Below are 13,911 nucleotides of genomic sequence, written 5' to 3'. Positions count from 1 at the left end.
TGCCGTAAAATCCCTTTCGGCATAAGCGCCTCGTCCTCTTTCAACCCCCCATTCCCTGGAGTACGCATGAAGGTCCTCGTCATCGGGTCGGGCGGGCGCGAACACGCGCTGGCCTGGAAGCTCGCCCAATCCCCGCGCGTCGACGAGGTTCTGGTCGCTCCCGGCAACGCCGGCACCGCGCGCGAAGGCAAATGCCGCAACGTCGCGGTCGCCGCCACCGACCTCGACGGCCTGCTCAAGCTCGCCGCCGACGAGGCCGTCGCGGTCACCGTGGTCGGCCCCGAGGCGCCGCTGGTGGCCGGCGTGGTCGACCGCTTCCGCGCCGCCGGCCGCCGCATCTTCGGGCCCACCGCCGCCGCCGCGCAGCTCGAAGGCAGCAAGGCCTTCGCCAAGGACTTCCTCGCCCGCCACGGCATCCCGACCGCTTACTACGCGGTCCACACCGAGGTCGACGCCGCATTGGCCTATGTCCGCGAGAAGGGCGCGCCGATCGTGGTCAAGGCCGACGGCCTCGCCGCCGGCAAGGGCGTGATCGTGGCGATGACCCTCGGCGAAGCCGAAGACGCGATCCGCGACATGCTGTCCGGCAACGCCTTCGGCGCCGCCGGCGCGCGCGTAGTGATCGAGGAATTCCTCGAAGGCGAGGAAGCCAGCTTCATCTCGATGGTCGACGGCAAGCATGCGCTGCCGATGGCCACCTCGCAGGACCACAAGCGCGTCGGCGACGGCGACACCGGCCCCAACACCGGCGGCATGGGCGCGTATTCGCCGGCGCCGGTGGTCACCCAGGCCGTGCACGACCGGGTCATGCGCGAAGTGGTGATGCCGACCGTCGACGGCATGATCGCCGACGGCGCGCCGTTCACCGGCTTCCTCTACGCCGGCCTGATGATCGACGCCGACGGCGCGCCCAAGGTCATCGAGTTCAACGTCCGCTTCGGCGACCCGGAAACCCAGCCGGTGATGCTGCGCCTGCGTTCGGACCTGCTCGACCTGGTCGACGCCGCGCTCGACGAGCGCCTCGACGCGACCGTCGCCGAATGGGATCCGCGCCCCTCGCTCGGCGTGGTGATGGCCGCGCAGCACTATCCGGAGACGCCGCGCACCGGCGACCCGATCAACGAATGGGACGTGCCGCTGCCGGCCGACAGCTACGTCTTCCACGCCGGCACGAAACTGGCCGACGGCCAGGCCGTGACCGCCGGCGGCCGCGTGCTGTGCGCCTGCGCGCTCGGCGACAGCGTGGCGCAAGCGCAGCAACGCGCGTACGAAGTCGTCGCCGGGATTTCGTGGCAGGGCGAGTTCCATCGCCACGATATCGGTTGGCGCGCGATCGAGCGCGAGCAGGCCGCTGCGAAGCGCTGAGCCTCAGGCCACCGCGGCAATACAAAACGGCCGGGAGAGCCACTCTCCCGGCCGTTTCTATTTTCGGGTGCCCCCTGTAGGAGCGGCGCAAGCCGCGACCGCGATATCGCACCTACGACGCAAGCCAGGTTCCGCGGTCGCAGCTCGCGCAGCTCCTACAGTCGGACGTCAATGCAACGCAGCGGGCGTCTCATCCGCCACCGGCTGCAACCCCGCCGCGACTTCTTCCAGCTCCGAAATCTCCTGATCCAGCGCGTCGTACAACTCGCCCTGCCGCACCATCAATTCCTCGATCCGCTGCGCCTGCTTGAGCTTCTTCAGCTCGCCGTCGAACAACAGCCACTGCGCCGTCAGCTGCTCGACGTAGTTCTTCGAGTAATGGCGCATTTCCTTGAGCTGGTTCAGCGCCGCATTGACGTGATCCAGCGGCGTTCGGGTATCCGCGGACATGGCGACCTCCACATGGCAAGGTGAGGCCTCAGGGTATCGGCGCCAAGCTGGCTGGCGACGAAACGCGCGGCTCGACGCGCTTCGCATATTCACCGCGCGCCGACATTCCCGACTGCGCGATCCGCGCGCTCAAAGCACCGGCGACATCATCGCCACCGCGTTCTGCACCAACCGCGCCGTGAACGGCCATGCGCTCACGTGCTCCGGCAGCACCCGCTGCGACACCGACAAATACGCGTCCTGGCGCGCGCGGATCGCCGACACCGCGCGTTCGTCGGCGATCAACAGATTGTTCTCGAAGTTCAGATCGAGGCTGCGCCGGTCCATGTTCGCCGAGCCGATCAAGGCGATCGCGCCGTCGACCGTCATCGCCTTGGTGTGCAGCAGGCCCAGCGGGTATTCGTGGATCTCCACCCCGCATTGCAACAGGTCGGCATACGCGCTGCGGCAGGCCTGCCCGACCAGCCACGAATCGTTGCGCTGCGGGAACACGATGCGGGTGGCGACGCCGCGGCGCGGCGCGGCGCAGATCGCGCGCAGGATCGATTCGTCGGGCACGAAGTACGGCGTGACGATGGTCAGCTCGCGGCGCGCGGCGTAGATGCAGGCGACGAACATGTCGCTCATCGCGTTGGCGCGGGTGATCGGCCCGGTCTCGAACGCCAGGGCGATGGCGTCCTCGGCGAAGCGCGTCGGCGCGGCCGCGTCGGGGTAACGCTCCAGGCCCGGTTCGCCGGTTTCCGGTATCCAGCCGCTGAGGAACAGGAACTGGATCTGCCGCACCACCGGGCCTTCGCAGCGCAGCAGCAGATCGATCCACGGCGCGTACGCGGCCTTGACCCGGAACTCGGCATCGGCGCAGTTCTGGCTGCCGCAATAGGCGACGGCGTTGTCGATCACCACGATCTTGCGATGGTCGCGCAGGTCCATGCGGCTGAACGCGATGTGCTGCAAACGGTTGATGTCGTCCAGCGTGCGCAGCAGCTTCACCCCGGCCGCGCCGAGCTGTTTCCAGCGGTCGCCGGCGATGAAGGCGCGCGAGCCGAACGCATCGACCATCACCCGGCAGGCCACGCCGCGCTTGGCCGCCGCCGCGACCGCATCGGCGACGCGGCCGCCGGCGTGATCGTCGAGCCAGATGTAGAACGCGATGTGCACGCTCTCGCGCGCCTGCTCGATGTCGGCGACCAAGGCGTCGATCGCGGCCAGGCAATCGCGTTTGGGCTGGTCGGCCGGGCATTCGGGCGCGCCGAGCAGCGCGATGCGGTTGCCGCCGACCGCATGCGCGCCGTTGATCGAACCTGCGAGTTCGAACAGCGACGCCGCATTGTCGGCGACCGCGCGCGGCGCATTGGCTTCGTCGTCGGCCGAGGGCATGCGCTGGTAGGCGTGCTCGATGCGCTCCACGCGCGCGCGGCCGATGCTGGTTTCGCCGAGCAGCAAGTACGCGACCATGCCGACCACCGGCGCCAGCATGATCACCGCCACCCACGCCGCGCGCGAGGCCGGCGCGCGGTTGGCGCGGGTCAGCGCGCGCGCCGCGACCAGCAGATGCGCGACGAACACGAACGCGGTGATGCCGAGATTCAGCGATGCGGGCAGCCCGCTCCAATCCCACGCCATGCGACCTCCCTGAATCCAGACCTGAACGCGGCGTACGCAGCCGCGGCGCTACTCATGCAGAGTGCCCTGCCGCGCCCGACCAAGTCCATACGCCGTCCAGTCCGCCGCCGCAGGAATTCTTTCGTTCACAGGCCGCAACCGATTCACATCGCGCTAACCCAATCGACGCATCCGTGACCCACGACCGCGGCGTCATCGAACCGCGCCCAAGCGAATGAGCTACGATCCCTACGGATGCATCCCAACGGCACGACCGTGCCGCTGAAGCGCAATCGGTCCCGCACGACCGTTCAACCGACCGGGGCATCACGTTGACCCACTCCGAGCTAGACCTGTCCACGCCCGAAAACGCGCTGCACGCGCTCGAAGACGCCTGCCGCAACGGCGACCGCGAGCTCGCGCTGCGATGCCGCAATTTCGAACACGAAGCCGAACTGCTGCTGCACCACCCGCGCGCGCGCGGCAACGCGCCCGCGCCGCCGGCGCAGGCCGCGCCGGCCGACATCGCGCAGGCGCTGGAACGCGAATGGCGGCAAACCAGCCTGCCGGACTTCCTCGGCGTCAGCACCAGCGTCGTCGCGGTCGAACACTTCGGCGGCAAGTTTTTCCTGGTGACCCAGAACGTGCGCAACGCCGACGGGCGCACGTTCGCGCAGCGCTTGTATATGTCGCACGCGGAAAGCGGCTGGGCGGTGTTGCGGCCGGTGCCGGCGTACGAGCCGCCGGCGGAGAGCAAACCCTGGTGGGCGGTCTGGCGCTGAGCGCGCCGCGTCGTTGCGCGCCTACCGTTGTTTCGGCGCGAATTCGCCGCGCTGCCATTGCGCGAACCGCTGCGCGATGCGCGGCGCGACCGCGTCGTAGTTGGCCCAGGTATCCTGGGTCATCTGCGCGGGATCGTCCCTGAAGTGGTTGGAACTTCCGAACTGCGCGGAAAGGTCCGTCACCCAACGCAGCTCATCGGGCGTGCGCGTCCCCATGTAGTACGCCCACACGAACTCGCGCAACGGCGGCCGCACATCGCCGCTCCACAGCAGGCGGCCGCAGAAGCCGTGCAGGAACGTTAGCGGGCTGACGCAGCGCTCGCGCAAGGGCCGCAACGCGTCCGCATCGAACCGGGTTTCGTCGAGCACGTCGTTCAAGGCGCACCATGCCGCGAAGAACGCATCCTCGACATGCACCAACGGCTTGCGGGTCTCGGCGTCGGCGTCGGCGCTGATGAAATCGACTTCTTCGGCCAACTGGATCAGCAGCCGGTCGGCCGCCGGCTGCGTCGGCGGGAACTGGCCGTTGCTCGCGGCACAGGCCGTCAGCTTCAGGTCCGGCGCGGGGGCGTCGAAGTTCCAGTACGGAATCCGACTGGAGCCGCGCAACTCGAAGTCGGCGATCGCATCCAGATCCGCCTTGGTGTGCGACCACTGCATGCCGCCGGGCAGATGCCCCGAGTACGGCGGCGTCAGTTCGATCCGGTGGATGTAGTTCACGTACGCCCGCTTCTCGCGCCGCGGCGGCCAGAAGGCGCGGTGCTTCGGAATCGGCGTCGCCGACACGGCGATGCCCAGCGGCTTGGCGATGGTGCAGTCGGAGAAGTTGTGCGGCGTCACCGCACGCAGCGGCTTGGCGCCGATGGCCTCGATCAGGGCCAGCCCCTGCGGGCTGTCGATGCGCTGGCCGACGGCGGCGAGCATCAGGGTCCAGAGCGGGTCGTCCGTGGTCATGCGGCTCCTTGGCGTCGATCGGCCGGGTCGGCCGACAGTAGTACACCCCGCTCGAGACGATTCGCCACCGCGCTCGCCGGACCGCCGCCGCCCTGGCGGCTGTGTCGGCCGCGGCGCTATCCTGACCGCGCCGCCGCTCCGCTGACGGCGCGCCGACGAGGACTGTCCATGTTCGATTTCCGCCGAGTCCTGTTCCTGCTGATCGGCGCCGCGTTAGCGCTCGGCTTCTCGCTCGCGGGCTGGCTCGGTTGGCAGCGCGCGATCATCGTCGCCGCCAACAGCTTCTTTCTGGTCTACCTCGCCTACGACATCCCCGCCTTGTGGCGACTGAGCGGCGAACGCCTGCGCAAGGCCGCGGTGCGCAGCGACGTGCCGGTCTATACCTTGTTCATGATCGTGGTCGCCACCGTCAGCACCGCGCTGGCCGTGCTGTTCATGACCATCAACGCCGCCGACCGGCCCAGCCCGGCGTGGCTGACGTTCGCGCTGCTGTCGATCCCGCTGGGCTGGGCGACCATCCACATGATGGCGGCCACCCATTACGCCCATCTCTACTGGCGTCCCGGCCCCAAGCACGCGCCGCGCGGCGGCCTGGAGTTTCCCGGCGAGACCGAGCCCACCGCGATGGACTTCATCTATTTCTCGTTCGTGATCGGCATGACCGCGCAGACCGCGGACGTCTCGATCACCGGGCAAGCGATGCGGCGGTTCGCGCTGATGCATTCCATCGTCGCCTACTTCTTCAACGCGGTGCTGGTGGCCGCGGCGGTCAACGTGGCGGTGGCGGCGAACTGAAAGGCGCCGCGCTCACGCCTGCGCCGCGGTCGCCGGATAGCGGCTCGGCGGCGATCCGACCCGGCGCGCGAACGCCACGCTGAACGCGCTGCCGGAGCCGTAGCCGACGCGTTCGGCGATCTGCGCCACGCTGAGCTCGCCGCGGCGCAGCAGGTCCTTGGCGATCTCCATCCGCCACGCCAGCAGATACTCCATCGGCGCCATGCCGACCACGCGGGTGAAGCGCTCGAAGAACGCCGAGCGCGACAACGCCGCCGCCGCGGCCAACTGCGCCACCGTCCAAGGCCGTTCGACCTGCGCATGCATGCGTTGCAACGCCAGCGTCAGGCGCTCGTCGCCGAGGCCGCGCAACAAGCCCGGCGGCGCATCGCCGGCGCTGGCCGCGCGCATCGCTTCGATCAACAGCATCTCGGCCAGCCGGCTGAGCATGAACTCCGCGCCCGGCTGCTGCTGCGCGTACTCCTCGCCGACCATGCGCACCAACTGCATCAGCCGCTGCGAACCGGGCACGTGCACCACCCGCGGCAGCAGCGACACCAGCAACGCGGCATCGGCGCGGTCGAACGCGAACGCGCCGCCGAGCGAGCGCATCTGCGCCGGGCCGCTCTGCTCGCCATGGCGCAACTCGGCGCCGCCGCCCGGCGTGACCCTGGGATCGATGAACACCGGCGGCGCCGGCGCGAAGCTCGACAGGGTGAACGCCGGCGTGGTCGGCAGCAGGACGAAATCGCCGGCGCGGATCTTGATCGGCGGGTGGCCGTCGACCGCCAGCCGGCAATGGCCCTCCAGCACGATGCAGAACCCGGGCTGGCCGTACTCGGCGTAGCGCACGGCCCAGGCGCCGCGGCCGCTGATGAGGTTGGCGAACACCGCGCGCGGACGCAGCAGCTGGACCACCTCGGACAAGGGATCGCTCATTTCCGGACTCTGACTAAAGAAACCTGAACTATATGTTATCGATCATCCGCCGCATGCGGCCTAAGGTGGCGCCACACCCACCCACCAAGGAGTCCGCCCATGAACACCGTCCTGATCACCGGCTGCTCGTCCGGCTACGGCCTGGCCACCGCTCGCCACTTCCACGCCCAGGGCTGGAAGGTCGTCGCCGGCATGCGCCGCCCCCGTCACGATCTGCTGCCGACCGACGAGCGCCTGCGCGTCGTCGCCCTCGACGTCACCTGCGAAGACAGCATCGCCGCCGCCGTCGACGCCGCCGGCCCCGTCGACGTCGTCGTCAACAACGCCGGCCTGGGCCTGTTCGGCGCGTTCGAAGCCACGCCGATGACGACCGTGCGCGAGATCTTCGACACCAACACCTTCGGCGTCATGGCCCTGTGCCAGGCGGTCGTCCCGCAGTTCCGCGCCCGCGGCGCCGGCGTCCTGGTCAACGTCACCTCCAGCGCCGTGCTCGCCCCGTTCCCGCTGGTGGCCGCCTACACCGCCAGCAAGACCGCGATCGAAGGCTTCACCGCCTCGCTCTCGCACGAACTCGACGCGTTCGGCGTGCGGGTCAAACTGGTCCAGCCCGGCTACGGCCCGAGCACGCGCTTCACCGCCAACGGGCAGCAGCGGATGCAGGGATTGATTCCCGATGCGTACGCGCCGTTCGCGCAGCGCGTGTTCGCGGGGCTGGGAGACATCGCCGCGGTGACGCACGAGAACGACGTGGCTGAGGCGGTGTGGCTGGCGGCGAACGATGGTTCGCAGCGACTGGGTTATCCGGCTGGGGCGGATGCGGTGGCGCTGGCGGAGCGGCGGGTGGCGGCGTAACGGACCGCGCCGCGGCTCATGACCCGGATGGCGACGCCTCGTCAGCAGCGTTGGCGCGGCGATCTTCGAGGAAGGACGTCACGGTGACATAGCCTTCGCCGACGCGGCGGAAGTGCAGCGCGCCATCTCGCAGGTCGGCCTCGTCGACGTGCCAGTCCTCGTCGGCGACGTAGAACTTCGCATCCTCCAGGAACGGCGCCAGCTCGTGCAGGTTCTGCACGAAGGCCTCATAACCGCACCACATCTTGCCGCCACTCTGGATGATGACGGCATCCCGGTCCTGCGGGTCCAGGTCCACATCGGGCCCGTCGAGATTCGGAAACGCGATCCGCTCGCCCGCCGGGGAAAAGAACGTGTAGAAGTGGCGCACCGAGGTGTCGCCCAGGACCCGCAGCACCTCGCCGCGGCCACCGGCGCGCACGGCGATGACGACGCCGACGCCGTCGCGTGGGGATACTTGGCGGATTTGGCGTTGGTTGCCCATTACCGATCGTGCTCGCTAGCCGACGGCCAAGAAGCGAACGCTTCCGGCCGGCGCATGCTCAAGCCTCTGGCCGCTTGTACAACGGACCGAACAAGGAAATCCGATATCCCGCCTTGCGGATCAGGCTGACCGAGAAGAACAGCAGTACCACGATGCAGATCAACCGCAGGTACGGAATGATCGTCGACACCACGATCACGCCGGTGATGGCGCCCGACCAGCCCAGCGCGCTCGCCGCCAGATAACTGCCGTACGCGCCGGCCACGAAGGCGGCGACCGTCAGCGCCGACCCCACCCAGCCCAGCGCACCCGGGTCCTGGGCATCCGCGGCTACGATCACCAGCCCCGTCGCGAGGATGCTCGCCAGGAAAGCGAACACCAGCAAGCGCAGTCCCGTGATCGCATCCTTCGCGGCTGCTTCGAGTTTGTGGTTCTTGTTGAAAGTGACATTGCTCAGGTCCACGCCTACCCCCTATAGGTCGTTGAACCGCAATTGTCATTGAACGCAGGTCTGCCCGCCAGAGCGCCCTTGAAGCCAGACACGGTCTGGATCGGGCCGTTCCCGGATATCGAACCCGCCCCGGGAACGCCGCACTAACCCGCTCCCCCTTACACTGCCGCCCCGGCCCGTCCTCTCAAAAGGCAAACCCCGCAATGTCCCCCATGCTCGCCCAGGCCACCTACATCGCCACGAAAATCGGCGAGGCCTTCGCGATCCTGGCCGTCGCCTGGCTGCTGACCACGCTGCTGCGCCAGTTGCTGAAGCGGATGTCGACGCGTTACGACATCGCGCCGGCGTTCGCGCTGGGGCTGCGGCGCGGGCTCAGCACGGTGATCTACATCACTGCCTTGCTGATGTTCCTCAACCGGGTCGGGATTTCAGGGTCGGTGGTGTGGACCACGCTGACCGGGTTCGTCGCGGTCGGCGCGGTGGCGTTCTTCGCGGCGTGGAGCGTGTTGTCGAACATCTTCTGCGCGTTCCTGATCCTCACCACGCGGCCGTTCCGCCTGTACGACTACATCGAGGTGTTGGAGAACGGCGACAAGCCGGGGTTGAAGGGGCGCGTGGTCGACATCAATTTCGTTTACACGACGCTGCAGGAAACCCACGCCAACGGCGACGACACGGTGTTGCAGGTGCCGAACAGCCAGTTTTTCCAGCGCACGACGCGGCGCTGGCGGCATGAGCCGGAGTGGAGCCGGGTGGTGCGCGAGCAAAGGACCGCCGAAGGCGCGGAGTGGCAAGACGCGGGCGGACGGTGAGCGTAGGCCGCGCGATCTCCCTGTAGGAGCGACGCGAGTCGCGACCGCGAATCCTCAGCTACGACGATGGTTGCGCCGCGAGCGCGAAAGTTCGCGGTCGCGGCTCGCGCCGCTCCTACAGGGAGTCAGCCACGCATTCGTCAGAGTCTGGTCACGTCGACGATGGCCTGCGCAAATGCCTGCGGCGCCTCTTGCGGCAGGTTGTGGCCGATCCCGCCCTTGATCTCGCGGTGCTGGTACTTGCCGGCGAACTTGCGCGCATACGCTTCGGCCGGCGGGTGCGGCGCGCCGTTGGCGTCGCCTTCCAGCGTGATCGTCGGTACCACGATGTTCGGCGCTTTGGCCAGCCGCGCTTCCAGTTCGTCGAAGCGCGCTTCGCCCTGCACCAGCCCCAACCGCCAACGGTAGTTGTGGATGACGATCGCGACATGATCGGGATTGTCGAACGCCGCCGCGCTGCGCGCGAACGTCGCATCGTCGAAACGCCATTGCGGCGAAGCCAGCTCCCAGATCAGGCGGGCGAATTCGCCGCGGTTCTGGGCGTAGCCGCGTTCGCCGCGCTCGGTGGCGAAGTAGAACTGGTACCACCATTGCAGCTCGGCCTTCGGCGCCAGCGGCGCTTCGCCGGCGCGCTGGTTGCCGATCAGGTAGCCGCTGACCGACACCAGCCCTTTGCAGCGCTGCGGCCACAGCGCGGCCATGATGCCGACCGTGCGCGCGCCCCAGTCGCAGCCGCCGAAGATCGCCGATTCGATGCCGAGCGCGTCGAGCAGGGCGATGGCGTCGACGGCGAGCGCGGCTTGCTGGCCGTTGCGCGCGGTGTCGGCGGACAGGAACGCGGTCGCGCCGTAGCCGCGCAGGTACGGGACGATGACGCGGTAACCCTGCTTGGCCAGGATCGGCGCGACTTCGGCGTAGGTGTGGATGTCGTAAGGCCAGCCGTGCAGCAGCAGCACCGGGGTGCCGTGGCGCGGGCCGAGTTCGGCGTAGCTCACCCGCAGTACGCCGGCGTCGATCTGCTTGAGCGGGCCCCAGGCGGCGGGCGCTGACGCAGCCGGCGCGGCGGCGGCGCGCGGCGCGGCGGCGGCGAAAGCGGGCGCGACGGCGCCGAGCGGGCCGGCCAGCAGGGCCAGGGCGGCGCCGCCGAGCAGGCTGCGGCGCTGCGCGTCGAGGGGGCGGTCGGTCGGGGTGGCGGTCATGGCGGGCTCCGGCGGCGTGGCGTTGGGTGGAGCCATTTCGCCTGCGCGGGGTATCGCCAAGGTGTCGGCGCCACCGCGGTTTTGTATGCCAGCGTCGGCGGCGGGCGCGGCGATACAGTGGGATACAAACCGGCGTCCACCGGCAACCGTCGCCGCGCCGCATCGAAGGGCCACAAACGAGCGCAGAGCAACCGGCAGCCTGCGCCGAGGCGGCCCGCCCTGCCCGTTCCCCGGAGCTTGCCATCGCCCGGCCAAGGCCCAGCCCCGTCCTAACCGCCCGCCCACGGCCTGAGCGCAGGCTCGCGGTCTAAGCCCGCAGCCTGCCCAGGCTACTTTCAAGCTACCCGCCCGACCCCGCTACACCCGCGTCAGCCCCTTTTGCTAGGCTCCCAGCGCGAATCCTTCGCATGAGCCGCACATCGACGTGCGGACCCGACCGGACAGCAGGACGGCATGGCGCACAACCAGTTCGCGTTGCTCACCCAACGGCGCTTCCTGCCGTTCTTCCTCACCCAGGCGTTCGGCGCCTTCAACGACAACGTGTACCGGCAGGCGATCATCGGCCTGCTGTTCTATCTGGGCGTCAGCGACGATCAACGCACGCTCTACACCAACCTCGCGCCGGCCTTGTTCATCCTGCCGTACTTCCTGTTCTCGGCCACCGCGGGGCAGATCGCCGAGAAGCTGGAGAAGCACAAGCTCATCCGCATCACCACGACGATGGAAATCGTCATCATGTCGCTGGCGGCGGTCGGCTTTTTGACCCAGAACATGAGCGTGCTGCTGGTCGCGCTGTTCTGCACCGGCTTGCAGTCGACCCTGTTCGGGCCGGTCAAGTATTCGATCCTGCCGTCGGTGCTCAAGCCCGAGGAACTCACCGGCGGCAACGGCCTGGTCGAGATGGGCACTTCGATCTCGATCCTCGCCGGCATGATCTTCGGCGGCCTGATCTTCACCCTGGCCGGCGCGCACGGCCCGATCGTCGCGGCGGTGGCGATCATCGCGCTGGCGGTCACCGGCAACATCGTCAGCCGCCTGATCCCGCGCGCCGACGCCGGCGAGCCGGACCTCAAGATCAACTGGAACCCGATTCCCGAGTCGGTGAAGATCATGCGCATGACCCGGCGCCAGCCGGCGGTGCGCAATTCGATCCTCGGCGTGTCGTGGTTCTGGTTCGTCGGCACGGTGCTGACCTCGCAGCTGCCGGGCTATGCCGAGGACAACCTCGGCGGCGGGCCGACGCTGTACATCTTCGCCCTGGCGCTGTTCTCGATCGGCACCGGCGTGGGTTCGATGCTGTGCGAAAAACTCTCCGCGCGCACGGTCGAAATCGGCCTGGTGCCGTTGGGCGCGTTCGGCATGACCGCCTTCATGGTCGACCTGTATTTCGCCCACCCCGGCATGGCCACGGCCAAGGGCCTGGACGTGAGCGGCTTCGTCCACAGCGCGGGCGCGTGGCGGGTCATGATGGACCTGGTCGGCATCGGCGTGTTCGCCGGCTTCTTCGTGGTGCCGCTGTTCGCGCTGATCCAGAACCGCTCGCCGAAGAACGAGCTGTCGCGCGTGATCGCCGGCATGAACATCCAGAACGCCGGCTTCATCGTGCTGGCCGCGGCGCTCGGCGTGATCGTGCAGCGCTTCTTCCACTGGACCATTCCGCAGGTGTTCCTGGCGCTGGGCATCCTCAACGCGATGGTCGCGATCTACATCTTCACCATCGTGCCCGAGTTCCTGATGCGCTTCCTCAGCTGGGTGCTGGTGCGCGGCCTGTACCGGCTGCGCGTATCGGGCACCGAGCGCATTCCCGACGAAGGCGCGGCGCTGGTGGTGTGCAACCACGTCAGCTACATGGACCCATTGATCCTCAGCGCGAGCGTGTCGCGGCCGATGCGCTTCGTCATGTACTATAAGATCTTCAACATCCCGGTGATGAACTGGATCTTCCGCACCGCCAAGACCATTCCGATCGCCGGCGCGAGGGAAGACCCGGAGGTGCTGCGCCGCGCGATGGAGGAAATCGAGGCGGCGCTGGCCGACGGCGAGCTGGTCGGCATCTTCCCCGAGGGCGCGCTGACCAAGGACGGCGAGATCGCGCCGTTCAAGTCGGGCGTGGAGCGGATTCTGGAGACGACCCCGGTCCCGGTGGTGCCGATGGCGCTGCGCGGCATGTGGAGCAGCATGTGGAGCAAGCGCGATTCGCGCCTGCGCCGCATGCGCGTGCCGCGCCGGTTCCGCGCCGAGGTCGAGGTGGTCGCCGATCCGCCGCGCGATCCGCACGGACTGACCGCGGAAATCCTGGAAGCGCAGGTGCGGGCGCTGCGCGGCGACCGCGCGTAAGGCCGGCGCCGTGCTGCGCCGCTCCGGCGCATTCGGCGTGCCCGGGCGGCGCCGGCGCTGTTAGGATGCCGGCAACCGCCGCCGCTCCGGCGCGGATCGAAGACTCAGGGGAGAGTCGCTATGAACCAGCCCGTCGCCGCCACGCCGCCGTATCCGAACTATCTGGTCTGGTCGATCATCGTCACCGTGCTGGGCGCCTGCTTCTGCTGCCTGATCGGCGCCGCGCCGGGCGTGGTGGCGATCGTGTTCGGCAGCCAGGTCAGCAGCAAGTTCGCCGCCGGCGACGACGCCGGCGCGCGCCGCGCGTCCGAGCAGGCCAAGCTGTGGTGCTGGATCGGCACCGCGCTGGTCGCGGTCGGCGTGTTGTGGACGATCCTGTCGTTCTTCATCAACGGCATGTCGTTCATGTCGCAGGAATTCCTGCAGCAGCTCCAGCACGCGCAGGGCCGCTGAGCCCGCCCGCGCCGTGCAAGCGCCCGCCCGCCATTACGCGCTCGCCGCGACCGTCGCCGCCGCCGGCGCGGCCGCGGCGGCCGGCGCGTGGGTGCTGCAACGCGTGGACCCCAACGCCGCCGGCAGCCCGCTGCCGGGCTGCGTGTTCTATCACCTGACCGGGCTGTACTGCCCGGGCTGCGGCATGACCCGCGCGCTGCACGCGCTGGTCCACGGCGATCTCGCCCAGGCCGCGGCGATGAATCCTTTGCTGCCGGTGCTGGCGCTGACCTTGCCGCTGCTGGTGCTGCACAGCCTGGGCTACCGATTGCCGCTGCCGCGGCGCGCGCTGGCGACGCTGCTCAGCGCCAGGTTCTGGCTGCCGCTGATCGGCGGGTTCTGGGTGCTGCGCAATCTGCCGTGGCCGCCGTTCTCATGGCTGGCGCCGGGCTGACCCGCCCACGCAGCGCACGCGCGC

15 protein-coding genes are annotated in these 13,911 nt (G+C 68.9%); 8 read left to right on the top strand and 7 right to left on the bottom strand.

What is annotated here, in order from left to right:
- The first annotated feature begins 66 nt into the window (after positions 1-66).
- Positions 67-1,365, top strand: coding sequence for a phosphoribosylamine--glycine ligase (gene purD, locus JHW38_RS20395; protein WP_207523136.1), 1,299 nt, complete (start codon positions 67-69; stop codon positions 1,363-1,365).
- Positions 1,366-1,533: 168 nt separating this feature from the next.
- On the opposite strand, the gene JHW38_RS20390 is transcribed toward purD, so the two are convergent.
- Positions 1,534-1,815, bottom strand: a complete 282-nt coding sequence (locus JHW38_RS20390; RefSeq protein ID WP_207523135.1) for a hypothetical protein — start codon at positions 1,813-1,815, stop codon at positions 1,534-1,536.
- 129 nt (positions 1,816-1,944) lie between these two features.
- Complete coding sequence (cls, locus tag JHW38_RS20385) at positions 1,945-3,438, bottom strand: cardiolipin synthase (protein ID WP_207523134.1); 1,494 nt, start codon at positions 3,436-3,438, stop codon at positions 1,945-1,947.
- A gap of 311 nt (positions 3,439-3,749) precedes the next feature.
- On the opposite strand from cls, the gene JHW38_RS20380 reads away from it, so the two are divergent.
- Positions 3,750-4,199 (top strand): hypothetical protein, encoded by a 450-nt coding sequence (locus JHW38_RS20380; RefSeq protein WP_207523133.1) that lies wholly within the window; start codon positions 3,750-3,752, stop codon positions 4,197-4,199.
- Between the two features lie 21 nt (positions 4,200-4,220).
- Here the strand turns inward: JHW38_RS20380 and JHW38_RS20375 are convergent, their stop codons facing one another.
- Entirely contained in the window at positions 4,221-5,153 is a 933-nt protein-coding gene (locus JHW38_RS20375) for a hypothetical protein (protein ID WP_207523132.1), read from the bottom strand.
- 168 nt (positions 5,154-5,321) lie between these two features.
- On the opposite strand from JHW38_RS20375, the gene JHW38_RS20370 reads away from it, so the two are divergent.
- Positions 5,322-5,948 (top strand): DUF1345 domain-containing protein, encoded by a 627-nt coding sequence (locus tag JHW38_RS20370; RefSeq protein ID WP_207523131.1) that lies wholly within the window; start codon positions 5,322-5,324, stop codon positions 5,946-5,948.
- Positions 5,949-5,960: 12 nt separating this feature from the next.
- On the opposite strand, the gene JHW38_RS20365 is transcribed toward JHW38_RS20370, so the two are convergent.
- Complete coding sequence (locus JHW38_RS20365; RefSeq protein ID WP_207523130.1) at positions 5,961-6,866, bottom strand: AraC family transcriptional regulator; 906 nt, start codon at positions 6,864-6,866, stop codon at positions 5,961-5,963.
- 99 nt (positions 6,867-6,965) lie between these two features.
- On the opposite strand from JHW38_RS20365, the gene JHW38_RS20360 reads away from it, so the two are divergent.
- Positions 6,966-7,718, top strand: a complete 753-nt coding sequence (locus JHW38_RS20360; protein WP_207523129.1) for an SDR family oxidoreductase — start codon at positions 6,966-6,968, stop codon at positions 7,716-7,718.
- Between the two features lie 16 nt (positions 7,719-7,734).
- On the opposite strand, the gene JHW38_RS20355 is transcribed toward JHW38_RS20360, so the two are convergent.
- Complete coding sequence (locus JHW38_RS20355) at positions 7,735-8,202, bottom strand: hypothetical protein (RefSeq protein ID WP_207523128.1); 468 nt, start codon at positions 8,200-8,202, stop codon at positions 7,735-7,737.
- Between the two features lie 58 nt (positions 8,203-8,260).
- Positions 8,261-8,665, bottom strand: coding sequence for a hypothetical protein (locus JHW38_RS20350; protein ID WP_207523127.1), 405 nt, complete (start codon positions 8,663-8,665; stop codon positions 8,261-8,263).
- A gap of 191 nt (positions 8,666-8,856) precedes the next feature.
- Here JHW38_RS20350 and JHW38_RS20345 point away from each other — a divergent pair, with 191 nt between their 5' ends.
- Positions 8,857-9,465: a mechanosensitive ion channel family protein gene (locus tag JHW38_RS20345; protein WP_207523126.1), complete on the top strand. Its 609-nt coding sequence runs from the start codon at positions 8,857-8,859 to the stop codon at positions 9,463-9,465.
- Positions 9,466-9,605: 140 nt separating this feature from the next.
- Here JHW38_RS20345 and JHW38_RS20340 read toward each other — a convergent pair whose 3' ends face one another.
- Positions 9,606-10,664 (bottom strand): alpha/beta fold hydrolase, encoded by a 1,059-nt coding sequence (locus JHW38_RS20340; protein WP_207523125.1) that lies wholly within the window; start codon positions 10,662-10,664, stop codon positions 9,606-9,608.
- A 453-nt stretch (positions 10,665-11,117) separates the two neighbouring features.
- On the opposite strand from JHW38_RS20340, the gene JHW38_RS20335 reads away from it, so the two are divergent.
- From JHW38_RS20335 to JHW38_RS20325, 3 genes are all read left to right on the top strand, one after another.
- Positions 11,118-13,001: an MFS transporter gene (locus JHW38_RS20335; protein ID WP_207523124.1), complete on the top strand. Its 1,884-nt coding sequence runs from the start codon at positions 11,118-11,120 to the stop codon at positions 12,999-13,001.
- A 120-nt stretch (positions 13,002-13,121) separates the two neighbouring features.
- Positions 13,122-13,454: a CD225/dispanin family protein gene (locus JHW38_RS20330; protein ID WP_207523123.1), complete on the top strand. Its 333-nt coding sequence runs from the start codon at positions 13,122-13,124 to the stop codon at positions 13,452-13,454.
- A gap of 13 nt (positions 13,455-13,467) precedes the next feature.
- On the top strand, positions 13,468-13,887 hold the full coding sequence (locus JHW38_RS20325; protein WP_207523122.1) for a DUF2752 domain-containing protein: 420 nt from the start codon (positions 13,468-13,470) through the stop codon (positions 13,885-13,887).
- Positions 13,888-13,911 lie beyond the last annotated feature (24 nt).

The sequence above is a fragment of the Lysobacter enzymogenes genome (genome assembly GCF_017355525.1).
GTDB classification, from domain to species: Bacteria; Pseudomonadota; Gammaproteobacteria; order Xanthomonadales; family Xanthomonadaceae; genus Lysobacter; species Lysobacter enzymogenes_C.
Note: the sequence above shows the minus strand (reverse complement) of the source record. Positions and strands in the feature narration are given on the sequence as shown.

What these genes read in the sequence shown, in the direction of transcription:
- purD (WP_207523136.1), top strand. Translation starts at nt 67, where the DNA reads ATGAAGGTCCTCGTCATCGGGTCGGGCGGGCGCGAACACGCGCTGGCC.
- JHW38_RS20390 (WP_207523135.1), bottom strand. Translation starts at nt 1,815, where the DNA reads ATGTCCGCGGATACCCGAACGCCGCTGGATCACGTCAATGCGGCGCTG.
- cls (WP_207523134.1), bottom strand. Translation starts at nt 3,438, where the DNA reads ATGGCGTGGGATTGGAGCGGGCTGCCCGCATCGCTGAATCTCGGCATC.
- JHW38_RS20375 (WP_207523132.1), bottom strand. Translation starts at nt 5,153, where the DNA reads ATGACCACGGACGACCCGCTCTGGACCCTGATGCTCGCCGCCGTCGGC.
- JHW38_RS20370 (WP_207523131.1), top strand. Translation starts at nt 5,322, where the DNA reads ATGTTCGATTTCCGCCGAGTCCTGTTCCTGCTGATCGGCGCCGCGTTA.
- JHW38_RS20365 (WP_207523130.1), bottom strand. Translation starts at nt 6,866, where the DNA reads ATGAGCGATCCCTTGTCCGAGGTGGTCCAGCTGCTGCGTCCGCGCGCG.
- JHW38_RS20360 (WP_207523129.1), top strand. Translation starts at nt 6,966, where the DNA reads ATGAACACCGTCCTGATCACCGGCTGCTCGTCCGGCTACGGCCTGGCC.
- JHW38_RS20355 (WP_207523128.1), bottom strand. Translation starts at nt 8,202, where the DNA reads ATGGGCAACCAACGCCAAATCCGCCAAGTATCCCCACGCGACGGCGTC.
- JHW38_RS20345 (WP_207523126.1), top strand. Translation starts at nt 8,857, where the DNA reads ATGTCCCCCATGCTCGCCCAGGCCACCTACATCGCCACGAAAATCGGC.
- JHW38_RS20340 (WP_207523125.1), bottom strand. Translation starts at nt 10,664, where the DNA reads ATGACCGCCACCCCGACCGACCGCCCCCTCGACGCGCAGCGCCGCAGC.
- JHW38_RS20335 (WP_207523124.1), top strand. Translation starts at nt 11,118, where the DNA reads ATGGCGCACAACCAGTTCGCGTTGCTCACCCAACGGCGCTTCCTGCCG.
- JHW38_RS20330 (WP_207523123.1), top strand. Translation starts at nt 13,122, where the DNA reads ATGAACCAGCCCGTCGCCGCCACGCCGCCGTATCCGAACTATCTGGTC.